Source organism: Drancourtella massiliensis (assembly GCF_016900655.1).
Classification (GTDB): Bacteria; Bacillota; Clostridia; order Lachnospirales; family Lachnospiraceae; genus Sellimonas; species Sellimonas catena.
Window position 1 is genome coordinate 88217 of the sequence record NZ_JACJKH010000004.1, and the last position, 14347, is coordinate 102563.

The 14347-nt window shown below is 46.6% G+C and carries 10 protein-coding genes; all 10 read left to right on the top strand.

Features of this window, described 5'->3' with window-relative positions; translation table 11 throughout:
- Positions 1 to 227 precede the first annotated feature (227 nt).
- The 10 genes from H6A32_RS03355 to H6A32_RS03400 all read left to right on the top strand — a co-directional run bounded on the left by H6A32_RS03355 (position 228) and on the right by H6A32_RS03400 (position 14188).
- Entirely contained in the window at positions 228 to 1457 is a 1230-nt protein-coding gene (locus H6A32_RS03355) for an ABC transporter substrate-binding protein (RefSeq protein WP_204863759.1), read from the top strand.
- Between the two features lie 50 nt (positions 1458 to 1507).
- Entirely contained in the window at positions 1508 to 2431 is a 924-nt protein-coding gene (locus H6A32_RS03360; RefSeq protein WP_138372530.1) for a carbohydrate ABC transporter permease, read from the top strand.
- Positions 2432 to 2433: 2 nt separating this feature from the next.
- Complete coding sequence (locus H6A32_RS03365) at positions 2434 to 3255, top strand: carbohydrate ABC transporter permease (RefSeq protein ID WP_204863760.1); 822 nt, start codon at positions 2434 to 2436, stop codon at positions 3253 to 3255.
- Between the two features lie 115 nt (positions 3256 to 3370).
- A complete protein-coding gene (locus H6A32_RS03370) occupies positions 3371 to 6364 on the top strand; it encodes a glycoside hydrolase family 2 TIM barrel-domain containing protein (protein ID WP_204863761.1) in 2994 nt (997 codons plus the stop codon).
- Between the two features lie 18 nt (positions 6365 to 6382).
- Positions 6383 to 8695: a glycoside hydrolase family 65 protein gene (locus tag H6A32_RS03375; protein WP_191434005.1), complete on the top strand. Its 2313-nt coding sequence runs from the start codon at positions 6383 to 6385 to the stop codon at positions 8693 to 8695.
- A 14-nt stretch (positions 8696 to 8709) separates the two neighbouring features.
- Positions 8710 to 9354 (top strand): beta-phosphoglucomutase, encoded by a 645-nt coding sequence (gene pgmB / locus H6A32_RS03380; RefSeq protein ID WP_087252664.1) that lies wholly within the window; start codon positions 8710 to 8712, stop codon positions 9352 to 9354.
- 22 nt (positions 9355 to 9376) lie between these two features.
- Positions 9377 to 10396: a M20/M25/M40 family metallo-hydrolase gene (locus tag H6A32_RS03385; protein ID WP_204863762.1), complete on the top strand. Its 1020-nt coding sequence runs from the start codon at positions 9377 to 9379 to the stop codon at positions 10394 to 10396.
- A 100-nt stretch (positions 10397 to 10496) separates the two neighbouring features.
- Entirely contained in the window at positions 10497 to 11492 is a 996-nt protein-coding gene (locus tag H6A32_RS03390) for a LacI family DNA-binding transcriptional regulator (RefSeq protein WP_087167208.1), read from the top strand.
- 9 nt (positions 11493 to 11501) lie between these two features.
- Positions 11502 to 12419: a DMT family transporter gene (locus H6A32_RS03395; RefSeq protein WP_087167209.1), complete on the top strand. Its 918-nt coding sequence runs from the start codon at positions 11502 to 11504 to the stop codon at positions 12417 to 12419.
- Positions 12420 to 12550: 131 nt separating this feature from the next.
- Positions 12551 to 14188 (top strand): Na/Pi cotransporter family protein, encoded by a 1638-nt coding sequence (locus tag H6A32_RS03400; protein ID WP_087167210.1) that lies wholly within the window; start codon positions 12551 to 12553, stop codon positions 14186 to 14188.
- Positions 14189 to 14347: the final 159 nt, after the last annotated feature.

Below are 14347 nucleotides of genomic sequence, written 5' to 3' on the forward strand. Positions count from 1 at the left end.
AATATGAGCATACTTTGTTGACTAGTGAAATAGAAATATGTTTACTACAGAAATGCGTGAATTGTTAATATAAAAACGAACTAAATTTGTGCAAAATGTACAAAATAGAAAAGTAAAAAATAGTTAATATAGAGAAAATGCGTGTGCTGGAGTAAAATAATGTTTACTTTTACCAAGTAAAATGCTATATTAATTTTACCTAATAAAGCGAAAGGGAGGAAAACAAAATGAAAAGAAAATTGGCGGTAGTTTGTATCATGATGTTGTCTGCTACAACAATCCTTTCCGGATGCGGCGGAAGCAGCGATGACAGCAGCTCAGGGGGAAAAACAAAAATTCGTTTTGCCACATGGGATGTAGCAGAAGACGTGGACAAACAGCAGGAGCTTGTGGACAAGTTCAATGAAGAGCACGATGATATCGAAGTGACACTGGAAGCGTACGGAAGTGATTTCGATACCAAGATCAGTGCCGGAATGGGATCCGGGGATACACCGGACGTTATGTACATGTGGAATTACCCGGCATACTACGATGGACTTGAACCACTCGATGACTACATCGCTGAAGAGGGAGACGAGTACAAATCCAACTTCTATAACACACTCTGGGATTACAACATGATGGACGGAAGCACTTACGGTATCCCGGTAGGATTCACAACACATTGTCTCTTCTACAACAAAGACATCTTTGATGAAGCAGGTGTGGAATACCCGACAGCAGACTGGACATGGGATGATCTGCAGGCAGCTGCAAAGACAATCTCCGAGAAGACAGATGCAAAGGGATTCTCTTTCCAAATGAAACCGGACCCGTATGACTTTGAAATGTATCTGTGGAGCAATGGTACATCTTACTGTGATGAAAACGGAGAAATGGACGGATACATCAACTCCGAAGAATCACAGGAAGTATTCCAGATGTTCCAGGATATGGAAAAAGATGAATATGCAACTTCAACAGAAGGTGACGGTACAGACGAATTCCGTGCCGGCAGCACAGCAATGTATGTATATGGTTCCTGGGCAATCAATACACTTAATGAAGACGGTGTAAACTACGGCGTGACAACAATTCCGGCATTCGCAGATGCAGGACAGGATTCTGTCAGCATCCTGAGTTCTTCCGGTCTGTCCATGTCCAAAGACAGCGAACACAAAGACGCCGCATGGGAATTCATTAAATACTGGACAAACGAAGAATGCAACAAAGCACGTATCGGTACAGAGCTTCCGGTTCTGAATACGGTCGTAGAATCCGAAGGAATCATGGAACAGGAAGAATATGCTCCATTCTACACCATGCTGGAACAGAGCCAGGGACACACACCTGCAAGCTTCCTGATTGATAGCTGGTCTGAAGTGGCTGAGAATCTTCAGCTTTCTTTTGAACAGATCTTCAATCCAAGCTCTCTTCAGCCTGTAGATAAGGCACTGGAGAGCGCAGTTCAATAGGAAACCAATGGGAGGAGGACAGCCTCCTCCCATATTTAGGAGAGATCGATATGAAGAAAAAGAAATTTTTAAAAACAGCGACTCCTTATTTCTTTATCCTGCCATGGATCATCGGATTCCTCGTATTTACGTTTGGACCGCTTTTGCTGTCATTGATCATGAGCTTCTTTGACTGGCCGCTGACAGGAGAGAAAGTATTTGTCGGCCTTGGAAATTACATTGAAATGTTTACCCAAGATGACCAGGTGCTCAAATCACTTGGAATCAGTTTACGTTACGCGGCAATCTTCGTTCCGCTCAACCTGATTCTTGCCCTGTTCCTGGCGATGCTGATTACGCAGCCTCTTCGCGGCGTGAAGGTTTACCGTGCGATCTTTTATATCCCGGCGGCAATCTCAAGCGTTGCGATCTCCATTATCTGGAGCTGGATTCTGAACAGTGACTACGGTGTTTTAAACTATCTTTTGTCACTGATCGGAATCGAGGGACCGGACTGGCTGGTTGACCCGGCCTGGGCGATTTTTGCCGTTATTCTGGCAAGTGCGTTTGGTGTCGGAACCATGATGCTGATTTTCTATACGGATATGAAAAATATCTCCACTGAGATTTATGAAGCTGCTTCCATCGACGGAGCGGGTCCGGCGAGAAAATTCTTCAGCATCACACTGCCGATCATCACGCCGACATTGTTGTTTAACCTGATTACGTCCATTATCAGTTCTTTCCAGCAGGTAACGCTCGTTATGCTGCTGACAGGAGGCGGACCGCTTCAGTCCACCTACTTCTACGGACTGATGACATACAACAATGCCTTCAAACACCACAAGATGGGATATGCCAGTGCCAATGCATGGGTAATGTTCATCATTATCCTTCTGCTTACCGCTCTGGTATTCAAATCATCTTCCGCGTGGGTATTCTATGAATCTGAAGTCAAAGCAGATAACAAGAAGAAAAAAAGGGGAGGTAAATAAGTATGAAGATGTCAAAAAAATCGAAGGTTGTTCTCTACATCCTTCTGACTATCGTTGCCGTTTACTTCCTGGCACCATTTTTATACATGCTGCTCACAACCTTTAAGACAGAAGGAGAGGCGATCGCGTATCCGCCGAGCCTTTTCCCGAAAGAGTGGCATTTTGAAAACTACAGCGAAGCATGGGCTTCACAGCCGTTCGGAACTTACTTTCTGAATTCTGTAATTGTCACTGTTATGACGACACTTGGAACCGTGCTGTCCAGTTCACTGGTGGCCTACGGATTTGCGAGATTCAAATTTAAAGGGAAAAATATTCTCTTTATGATTCTTCTTGCAACCATGATGATTCCGTGGGATGTTACCATGATCCCGCAGTACATGGAATTCAATCTGTTCGGATGGATCAACACACTGCTTCCGCTGATTGTGCCGACCTGGTTCGGGTCTGCCTACAATATCTTCCTGATGAGGCAGTTCCTCATGGGAATTCCGAAGGATTATGAGGAAGCGGCGCGGCTGGACGGCGCGAACTCTTTCCAGATTTACTGGAAGATTTTCATGCCGATTCTGAAACCGTGTCTGATCATGGTAGGAGTTCTGAACATGCTCACCGTATGGAACGACTACCTTGGACCATTGATTTTCCTGCAGGACAGAACGAAGTACACACTTGCGCTCGGTCTTGCATCCTTCAAGGGCGTACATACAACGGCCATTATTCCAATGCTGTGCATTACGGTAGTCATGATTATCCCTCCGATTCTCGTGTTTATCTTTGCACAGAAATACATCGTAGAAGGAACAAGCGGTTCCATCAAATAGCATTTTTATAAGAAAAGGGCAGCCTGATAGAAGGCTTCGGCCGACAGCCGGATATTCTATCCGACTGCCCTGACTGGTATTTCATAACGAGTAACTGACAAAAGGAGTATGACATATGACACAGAGAAGAAAAAAGAGATGGGAGAATCAGGAACTGATATCCATGGGGAGAAGAGAGGCAAGAACCGCTTTTTATGATGATTCTCTTACAAAAATCAGCCTGAATGGGGAATGGCGTTTCCTGTATCTGGACGCACCGGAGCTTTCACCGGAAGGATTCCAGACACCGGGTGCGGCAGAAGGCTGGGATACGATTGACGTCCCTTCTGTATGGCAGCTTCGCGGGTACGACCATATGCACTATACAGATGTTTTATATTTGTTCCCTGTGAATCCGCCGTTTGTTCCTACGGAAAATCCGACGGGAATCTATAAAAAGAGTATCTGTCTGGATGCCGCATGGCTCAAAAATGATACGATTCTGAAATTCCACGGAGTGGACAGCGCGTTTGATGTGTGGGTGAACGGAGAACATGCCGGATACAGCAAAGTAAGCAGACTGCCTTCCGAGTTCGATATCACTTCTTATGTAAAAGAAGGGGAGAATGATATCACAGTCAGGGTATACAAGTGGTCGGACGGAACCTATCTGGAAGATCAGGATATGTGGTGGCTTTCCGGTATTTACCGTGATGTAGAGCTTATCAACGAGCCGAAACAGTCGATTCTGGACTGCCGCGTGAACGCAGGGCTTGATGATGACATGGAGACAGGAATCTTCACCATGGATATCACTTTAAAGCAGCCGTCCGGAAAAGGATACTGGGTGCTTTCCCGCCATGGGGAGGAAGTCCTGAAAGGAACATACGAAACAGAAGATAGAAAGGCTCACATTGAAGCGCAGATTCCGAACGTGCAAAAGTGGACAGCGGAGACGCCGGAACTTTATGATCTTACGGTGACCGCAGGAGAAGATGCCGTTTCAATCCGCCCTGGATTCCGCCGTGTAGAGATCAAGGATAATCAGTTCCTTGTAAATGGACAGGTAATCCTTCTCAATGGAGCAAACCATCATGATTATGATCCGGAAGAAGGACGGACAGTCAGCTATGAAAGAATGAAAGAAGATATTCTTCTGATGAAGCAGTACAACATCAATGCCGTACGCTGCTCCCACTATCCGTCTAACGAATATTTTTATGATCTGTGCGATGAGTACGGACTGTATGTGATCGATGAGGCGGATCTGGAATGCCACGGATTTGAGTGGACAGGAAACTACAAATGGATTTCCGATGATCCGGCCTGGAGAGAAGCATACGTGGACCGGAGTGTCCGTATGGTGAAAAGAGACCGGAACCATCCTTGTATCATCATGTGGTCCATGGGCAACGAATCCAGTTTCGGATGTAATTTCCGCAGTGCGGCAGAAGAAATCAGAAAGCTGGACAGCACAAGACTGATTCATTATGAAGGAGATTTTGAGGCGGAAGTGACAGATGTTTACTCCACCATGTATACAAGACTCAAGGGACTCAAAGAAATTGCGGAAACCGAGATGAAAGGGAACAAACCGCATGTAATGTGCGAGTACGGCCATGCAATGGGAAATGGACCGGGAGGACTGAAAGCCTACCAGGATATGTTCCGAAAATACAAAAGGCTGCAGGGCGGCTTTATCTGGGAGTGGTATGACCACGGAATCCGTGTGGAAGAGAATGAAACTTCCTATTATAAATACGGCGGATGCTTTGGAGATTTTCCGACCAACAGCAACTTCTGCATCGACGGCGTATTGATGCCGGACCGGACACCGTCACCTGCCCTTCTGGAGTACAAGCAGGTCATTGCTCCGGTAGAGATTCACAAGGTACCGGACAGCCGGACACAGATCCTTCTGAAAAACTACTATGATTTCTTATCACTGGATCATGTAGTACTTTGCTGGGCACTGGAGGAGAATGGAAAGGTAGTACAGGAAGGAGAAATCCGTACGTTATCTGCGCTTCCTCATGAATCCGAAACAGTGGACATTCCGGTCAAACCGTTCGAGATCCGGAAGAATAAAGACTACTACCTTCATATCAAGGTATGCCAGAAATACGATACAAACTATGCACCGGCAGGCCATGAAATCGCGGCAAAACAGTTTGATCTTGAGATCCGTCAGGATGAATTTGCGGCAAGAGCTGCAGGAAATGAGCTTACAGTTACTGAAGAAAACGGCATTCTTACCGTAGCAAACGACCGGATCACAGCAAAATTCCATACGGTATTCGGAACTCTGGCCGCATTGGAAAAAGACGGAAAGACATACCTGACAAAAGGACCGGTTATGAACCTGTACCGGGCAACGATCGACAATGATATGTACAAGAAAGACGACTGGATGAATAAGTACTTTATCCAGAAGGGAAGCGAACAGACAGAAGACTTCTCATGGGAAAAGAAAGAAAATGCAGTTGTTGTGACGATCGACAAGTATTTCGGATGCCTGAATCAGTCCTGGGGATTTGAGTGCTCTTATGTGTACACCGTATATTCCGGCGGACAGGTGAAGGTACAGCTTACAGGAAAGACTGTTCAGAATGGAAAAGAAGAGCCGGCATTCCTTCCTCGGATCGGCGTGATCATGGAGGCGGACGGAAGTCTTCAGAACACAGCATGGTACGGCCTTGGACCACAGGAAAATTATCCGGACAGCCATGCGGCAGCATCCATGGGAATTTACGAAAGCACCGTAGACGGAATGCAGACCAGTTATGTGTATCCGCAGGAAAACGGACACAGAGAACAGGTGAAATGGTTTGCGCTGTCTGATGAAACAAAGACACTGCTCTGCCGGACGGAAGGCGGACTAGGAATGAACCTTTCCAACTGTACGGATGAAAGTCTGGAAAAAGCGCGCTATCCGCACGAAATCGAAAGAAGCAGCGATGTGGTGATTCATCTGGACTACCGTCACTCCGGACTTGGAAGCAACAGCTGCGGCGAAGAACAGCTGGAAGAATATAAGGTAAAAAGACAGGATTTTGCCATGACATTTACACTGGAAATTGTCGGACGGGATGAAATCCTGGAAGAAACCGGAAAACAATATCTGGACTAGAAAAGGGGAAAAGAAACAATGATCAGAGACCGATTTTCAGAGAACTTGAGAAATGACATGAGCACGGATGAGTGGCTGATCTGCCAGGACGAGTATGATCCGCAGGAAAATCTGAAAAACGAAAGCCTGTTTGCCCTCTCCAATGGGTATCTGGGCATTCGGGGAAGTTTTGAAGAAGGAACAAAGATCACACTTCCGTATCTGTATGTCAATGGAGTGTTTGATAAATCAGAAACATTCATGAGAGAGCTGGCAGCACTGCCGAACTGGCTTGGAATCCGCCTTTATGTGGAAAAAGAGCTGATCGGCATCGAAAACTGCGAGATCATGGAATTCTCCAGAGTACTGGACATGAAGCATGCCGTTCTTTCCAAGCAGTATGTGCTCAAAGACAGAAAAGGACGCATCACAAAGATCGAAGGACGCAGATTTGTGAGCCGGAACAATGTACACAGAATGGCAATCGAGCTTTTTGTGACACCGGTGAACTATGAAGGAATCATCGAAGTGGAAAATATCATAGACGGAACGATCATCAACTTCTATGATGCGCCTCGTTTCAAAGTAAAACACATGTATCTGACAGCAAATGAAAAGCTGGGCGAGCACGGTGTTTACATGGAATCCGCAACGAGAGACCGTCATCTCCATGTGGGATGCGGATGCGTGCTGGAAGCGTACCGCGGAGAAGAGAAGATCATGAGAAACCGGATGTTCAATGCGTTCGGTGAGCAGGCTGTGGAATTTGGAGATTTTACAGCAGCAGAAGGTGAGACAATCCGTCTTGTGAAATATGTTTCCATGTATACAGAAAGAGAGTGCCCGACCTATGCGCTCCATACGACCATCAAAGAAGAAGTGGACCGTTTCAGTGAAGACGGATTTGAAGCGGAGCTGGAAAAACACAGCAAAGTGTACGACAACATGTGGGAAGAGGCGGATGTACGCTTTGAAGGCGACCCGGAACTGAACCGTGCAGTACGGTTTAATATCTTCCACCTGATGAGTACCGGAAATGAGACGGATGACAGAGTCAGCGTCGGAGCAAAACTTCTGACCGGGGAAGAGTACGGTGGACATGCATTCTGGGATATCGAACTTTTCATGCTTCCGTTTTTCTCCTACGTATTCCCGCAGATGGCACAGAACATGGAAAACTACCGCTACCACCTTCTGGATGCGGCAAGAGACAATGCAAAGAAAAATGGCTATAAAGGCGCACAGTATCCGTGGGAATCCGCAGACGACGGAACCGAGCAGTGCCCGGACTGGACGATCGAGCCGGACGGCACCTGCTACCGCTGCTATGTAGCTGTTTATGAGCACCATGTGACAGCAGATGTGGCTTACGGAATCTATGATTATGTACGGATCACAAAAGATATGGATTTCCTCTATGGAAGAGGAGCGGAAATCCTCACAGAGACCGCAAGATTCTGGGCAAGCCGCTGCGAATATATTGCAGAAAAAGACCGGTACGAGATCAATCAGGTAACCGGACCGGATGAATGGCATGAACCGGTAAACAACAACCTGTATACCAACTATTTCGCAAGATGGAACCTCCGCTATGTAATGGCGCTGATCCGGAAGATGAAAGAAGAAAAACCGGAAGCGTACGCTGCACTCGTAGAAAAGACCGGACTCAAAGACGAAGAGCTTACATTCTGGGAAGAAGTACAGAGCAAGATCTATCTTCCGAGAAAAGAAGGCACCAACCTTCTGGAACAGTTTGAAGGCTACTTCCAGTTAAAAGACGTTGTCATTGACCAGTATGATGAAAATGACTGGCCGATCCGTCCGGCAATTCTTAATACCTGCAAAAAACAGGAGACACAGATTCTGAAACAGCCGGATGTCGTACTGCTTCTGCATCTGCTTGGTGAAGAGTTTGAACCGGAACTGATGAAGGAAAATTACGACTACTATGAGAAACGTACTCTGCACGGATCTTCCTTAAGCCCGAGTATCTATTCGGTAATGGGACTGAAAGTGGGAGATGATTCCAGGGCATACCGGTATCTGAAACGTGCGGCATTCATCGATCTTCTGAACCTGCAGAAGAATACGAGAGAAGGAATTCATGCGGCAAATGCCGGCGGCGTATGGCAGACAATCGTCTTCGGATTTGCAGGAGTATCCATCGATAAGGATGGCATTTTAAGCGTGAAACCGAACATGCCGAAAGAGTGGAGTTCCCTTTCCTTCAGACTTCATTATGACAATGCATGGCTGGAAATCCATACGGATGGAGAAAACAATGCAACAGTGAAGAGGCTGGAAGGAAATCCGGTACAGGTGAAAATCAACGGAACTACAGAAGAAGTATAGTGGAGGAAACATTAATGAAATATCAGGCGGTAATTTTCGACCTGGATGGTGTGATCTGTTCTACAGATACATACCATTACCAGGCATGGAAAGCAATTGCGGATGAACTGAAAATCCCATTTAACGAGACGATCAACCACAGACTGCGCGGCGTCAGCCGGATGGAAAGCTTCGAGATCATTCTGGAAAAATATGATAAAGAGATGAGCCGGGAAGAAAAGGTATCCTGGACAGAAAAGAAAAACGAGATCTACAAAGAGCTCTTAAAGAACATGAGTCCGGCGGATCTTTCCGAAGAAGTAAAATCCACACTGGATGCGCTCCGCGAAAAAGGGCTGCTGCTTGCGATCGGTTCTTCCAGCAAAAATGCAGGATTTATCCTGGGACAGCTGGGACTTGGCGAATATTTTGATGCCGTTTCTGACGGAAACAACATCACAAAATCCAAGCCGGATCCGGAAGTGTTTGTAAAAGCAGCACAGTTTATCGGAAAAGAGCCGGAAGTCTGCCTTGTTGTAGAAGATGCGAAGGCGGGAGTGGAAGCAGCCAAAGCCGGCGGAATGGATTGCGCGGCGATCGGAGATGCGGTAAAATGTGGAATGGCAGAGCACAATCTGAGCACATTTGCGGATCTGCTTCAGGTGGTGCAGGAATCCTAAAAGACAGAAAGAGTGAAAGAAAATGAATGAGGAATTTTTAAACAGGCTTCTAAAAAGCATTTCTGTATCCGGGTATGAAGAACCGGTGCAGGAGGCGGTCAAAATGGAAATGAAGGAGTACACGGATGAAATCCGGGAGGATGAGATGCACAATCTTGTCTGTGTGATAAATCCGGAACATCCTGTACGGATCATGCTGTCCGCCCATGCGGATGAGATCGGTCTGATGATCTCCAATATCACGGAAGAGGGGACACTTCAGGTGATTGACAGAGGCGGAATCGTGACTCATACATATCCGGGACAGCAGGTGATTGTACATTCCCAAAAGGGCGATGTTTACGGTGTGGTAGAGGCGTACCGGGATCTTTTGAAAAAAAGCGATCTGAGCACAAAAGACTTCGTGATTGATATCGGCGCTAAAGACCGGGAAGATGCATTGAAGTATGTAGACCTGGGAGATCCGATCGTTCTGGATACCCATATCCGGAAACTGGCAAACGGAAGAATATCAGCAAGGGCTCTGGATGACAGAATCGGTGTCTACATTATTATGGAAGCATTGAAGCGTGCCAGGGAAAGAGGCTGCAAGGCCGGTGTTTATGCGGCTTCCACGACAGGGGAAGAGACGACAAAGACCGGAGCTTACTGGTGCAGCACAAGAATCCGTCCGACACTTGCTATTGTCGTAGATGTGACTTACACAAGCGACTGTATCGGCATGAATCCGGCTGAGATGGGAACTGTGGAACTTGGAAAGGGACCGGTTCTCTGCAACAGCCCGATTGTTGTAAAAGAATGGAACCAAAAGCTGGAAGACTGTGCCAAAGAAGCAGGAATTCCTGTTCAGAGAGAAGCGGCGAGCAGACTCAGTTATACAGATGCGGACAAGATTCATTTTTCAAATGAAGGGGTTCCGGTTGTTCTTGTATCCATTCCGCTTCGGTATATGCATATGCCGTGCGAAGTGGCGGATGAGAATGATGTGGAGAACTGTATTGAGCTGATTGCCCGGTTTTTAACCGCATATCAGGCGGAATAAAAAATACAAATGCGAGAGGACATGCGAAAACACGGCGGTTGCGGCCGAAAAACAGATGTGTTAGAATAGACTAGAGTTTATACAGGGGGATTGGAGTATCATGGCTACGATCAAAGAAATTGCTGAAATTGCAGGGGTTTCAGTCACAACCGTCTCGCGTGTCCTGAATTTTGATGATACCTTGAATGTGCAGGACGAAACAAAGCGGAGAGTGTTTGAAGCAGCGGACAGGCTGGAATATCAGATCAAGGATAAAAAGAGGAAAAAGAGAAAACTGAAACTGGGGCTTCTTTGTACTTATTCACCGGAAGAAGAACTGGAGGATACCTATTATCTTTCCATACGGATCGCGGTGGAGAAGAAACTTGACAAAGAAGGATTTAAGAAAGTGACGATTACATCAGAGGATGCAGTGGAGGATGTGGCAAAGCTGGACGGAATTATCTGTATTGGCACATTCAGCAAAAGCATGGTGGAGAAAATCCGGATGTTTGGCAGACCGGCTGTATTTATTGATGCGGTGGGAGATGCAGAGCTGTTTGATTCCATCGTAGTCAATCTGAAATATTCTGTCACAAAAGTCATGGACTATCTTGTGGATGCCGGACATGAGAAGATTGCGTTTATCGGCGGCAGAGATATCGATTCTGACGGAAAAGAGATTATGGATATGCGGATGCCGATCTTTGCTTCCTATTTAAAGGAGAAAAATCTGTTACGCGAAGAATATGTCAAAATCGGAGGATTTACGCCAAAACAGGGCTATCGGATGGGGAAGGAAGTATTGTCGGTAAAGGACCGTCCAACGGCGATTTTCTGTGCAAATGATTCTCTGGCGATCGGATGCTACAAAGCGGTTCAGGAAGCCGGTTTGAAAGTGCCGGATGATATCAGCGTAGTCGGATTCAACGACATTTCCATGACCAAATATCTCGTTCCGCCTCTGACCACTGTTCATGTACCGGTGGATTTCATGGCGGAAACGGCGGTAGGTCTCCTTTCCGAACGGATCAATACAAACAGAGAGATCAGCATGCATGTTTCCGTTCCTGCAAAACTGATTATCAGAGAAAGCGTAAGTAGGAGAAAGGACTAAAAACAGTATATGAAAACACATAAAGTAAGAAATTCGCTGCTGCTGCTTTTGACAGCATTTATCTGGGGGACGGCATTTGTGGCGCAGAGTGTGGGGATGGACTATGTCGGCCCGTTCACTTATACCTGTGTCCGGTCCCTGATCGCGGGGATAATGCTGATCCCTTGCATTGCGTTTTTAAATAAAGTAAATCCGAATCTGGAAGAAAAGAAGATCTGCCAGGATGAGACAAAGAAAAAGGCATATCAGAAAACACTGCTGATCGGCGGTATCTGCTGCGGAGCAGCCCTCGGGGTAGCCAGCAGCCTTCAACAGATCGGAATTTTGCATACAACAGTAGGAAAGGCAGGATTTATCACTACCTTTTACATTATCATCGTACCGATTATCGGACTCTTCTTTAAGAAACGGTGCGGACTGAATGTCTGGATCGGAGTTGTATTTGCTCTGGCAGGGCTTTATTTCCTCTGCATCACGGAAGGATTCTCCATAGGATACGGAGATACGATGGTATTTTTATGTGCGCTGGCATTTTCCATCCATATTCTTGTGATTGACCATTTTACCGGGCTGGTGGATGGTGTGAAAATGTCATGCATCCAGTTTTTTGTGGCGGCAATTGTCAGCGGAATCGGAATGGTCCTGTTTGAAAATCCGGATCTCGGCAATATTCTGGCAGCATGGCTTCCGATCCTTTATGCCGGAGCACTTTCAAGCGGAGTTGGATATACACTTCAGATCATCGGACAGAAGGGAATGAACCCGACGATTGCGTCCCTGATCCTGAGTCTGGAATCCGTAATTTCTGTTCTGGCAGGAATGGTTGTTCTGGGAGAAAGTCTGACATCCAGAGAAATTCTCGGATGTGTTCTCATGTTTATCGCCATCATATTGGCGCAGCTGCCGGAGAAGAAAAAGGCTGTTTAACATGAATTTTACAAAGATTTAACATAAACTTCAAAAACTATTGACACCCCTGATTTCTTTCCGATACAATAAAAATCAGTGCGGCTTAACAGAACGCACAAGGAGAAAGAATATCAGGAGGAACATCACAAATGAAACCGGAATATGTGTTTATGCTGCTCGGAGGGCTTGGACTCTTTCTGTGCGGAATGCAGATGATGAGCAGCAATCTGGAGGCAGTGGCAGGTGACCGTCTGAAAGGGATTCTGGAAAAGCTGACTTCCAACCGGATACTTGGAGTACTTGTCGGAGCTGTCATCACGGCGGTGATCCAGTCTTCATCAGCAACGACCGTCATGGTGGTCGGTTTTGTCAATTCAGGGCTGATGACTCTCAGACAGGCTGTATGGATTATCATGGGAGCCAATATCGGCACCACGATCACCGGACAGCTTGTCGCGCTGGACATCGGGACGATTGCTCCGCTGTTTGCTTTTGCCGGAATCGCAATCGGCATGTTTTCAAAGAAGAGAAACGTGCAGAATGTCGGAAGCATCATCGCGGGGCTCGGTGTACTGTTCATCGGACTTGGCATGATGAGTGATGCCATGGTTCCGATGAGAGATTCGGAAATGTTTGTCAATGCGCTGACGAGTTTTTCCAACCCGCTGATCGGAATCCTCGCGGGTGCTGTTTTCACGGCGGTGATCCAGTCCTCGTCCGCATCGGTCGGAATTCTTCAGGCACTTGCTTTAAGCGGCCTGATCGACATTCACAGTGCGGTTTTCGTTCTGTTCGGACAGAATATCGGGACCTGTATCACATCCCTTATTGCTTCGGTCGGAATGAACCGGAACGCAAAGAGGACAACCGTGATCCATTTTATGTTCAATGTCATCGGAACCATTATCTTTGTCACACTTTGTCTGGTAACACCGCTTACGGATGTAGTGGCGGGATGGACACCGGGGCATCCGGCTTCCCAGATCGCAAACATGCATACGTTGTTTAATGTCGTAACAACTATCATTCTGATGCCGTTTGGAAATGGACTTGCATCTCTGGCGGAGAAAATTCTTCCGGACCAGAAGGAAGAGGCCCGCATTCAGCCGGATGACGAGCAGTGGCTGAACGAAATCATGAGTTCCCAGCACGTACTGGGATCCTCCGCAATCGCGGTCAACAGCCTGATGGAAAATGTCGGCAGTATGTATACTCTTGCCAGAGAAAACGTGGTGAAAGGATTTGACATGATCCTTACCGGTGATGACAGCCGGTTTGCCGAGGTGGAAGAGACGGAAAACACGATCGACCTCTATAACATAAATATCTCCAGACGTCTCTCCAGAGTTCTCGCAATCGAACACAGTCCGGCGGAGACAAAGAAGCTCAACAGCATTTTCCAGATTGTCGGAAATGTAGAACGGGTGGGGGACCATGCCATGAATTTTGCAGAGCACGCTGCTTCCATCAAGAAAAAAGGGCTGAAGCTTTCAGAAGAGACGATTGGAGAATTAAAAGAAATGAGGGAGCAGTGCCGGAAAGCATTTGAACGCATGGAACTTTCCGGGCAGACCGACCCGACACAGCTTTTGGTGGATGCGGTCAGCTTCGAACGCGCGGTGGATGATATCACGGAGCGGTGCCGGAATCGGCAGGTGGAACGGATTCACAGCCATGCATGCGAGATCGAAAGCGCAGTACTGTATTCGGAGATTCTGATTGATTATGAAAGAATCGGGGATCATATGAGAAATATTGCGGAAGCATATGCCCAGCAGAATGCGTAGAAGCGGATAGAAGAAAGCAAAAGAACAGAAGAAAAAAAGGACAGACATACTGTCCGGAACAGGGAAGCGCCTGCACGAAATTGTTTTGTGCAGGCGCTTTTCTATGATAATGCAAAAATATTGTGTAAAAAATTAATCAATTCTTCATATTGTTTTTAT

Excerpts from the sequence above, each read along its gene's own strand:
- H6A32_RS03355 (WP_204863759.1), top strand. The coding sequence starts at position 228 with ATGAAAAGAAAATTGGCGGTAGTTTGTATCATGATGTTGTCTGCTACA.
- H6A32_RS03360 (WP_138372530.1), top strand. The coding sequence starts at position 1,508 with ATGAAGAAAAAGAAATTTTTAAAAACAGCGACTCCTTATTTCTTTATC.
- H6A32_RS03365 (WP_204863760.1), top strand. The coding sequence starts at position 2,434 with ATGAAGATGTCAAAAAAATCGAAGGTTGTTCTCTACATCCTTCTGACT.
- H6A32_RS03370 (WP_204863761.1), top strand. The coding sequence starts at position 3,371 with ATGACACAGAGAAGAAAAAAGAGATGGGAGAATCAGGAACTGATATCC.
- H6A32_RS03375 (WP_191434005.1), top strand. The coding sequence starts at position 6,383 with ATGATCAGAGACCGATTTTCAGAGAACTTGAGAAATGACATGAGCACG.
- pgmB (WP_087252664.1), top strand. The coding sequence starts at position 8,710 with ATGAAATATCAGGCGGTAATTTTCGACCTGGATGGTGTGATCTGTTCT.
- H6A32_RS03385 (WP_204863762.1), top strand. The coding sequence starts at position 9,377 with ATGAATGAGGAATTTTTAAACAGGCTTCTAAAAAGCATTTCTGTATCC.
- H6A32_RS03390 (WP_087167208.1), top strand. The coding sequence starts at position 10,497 with ATGGCTACGATCAAAGAAATTGCTGAAATTGCAGGGGTTTCAGTCACA.
- H6A32_RS03395 (WP_087167209.1), top strand. The coding sequence starts at position 11,502 with ATGAAAACACATAAAGTAAGAAATTCGCTGCTGCTGCTTTTGACAGCA.
- H6A32_RS03400 (WP_087167210.1), top strand. The coding sequence starts at position 12,551 with ATGAAACCGGAATATGTGTTTATGCTGCTCGGAGGGCTTGGACTCTTT.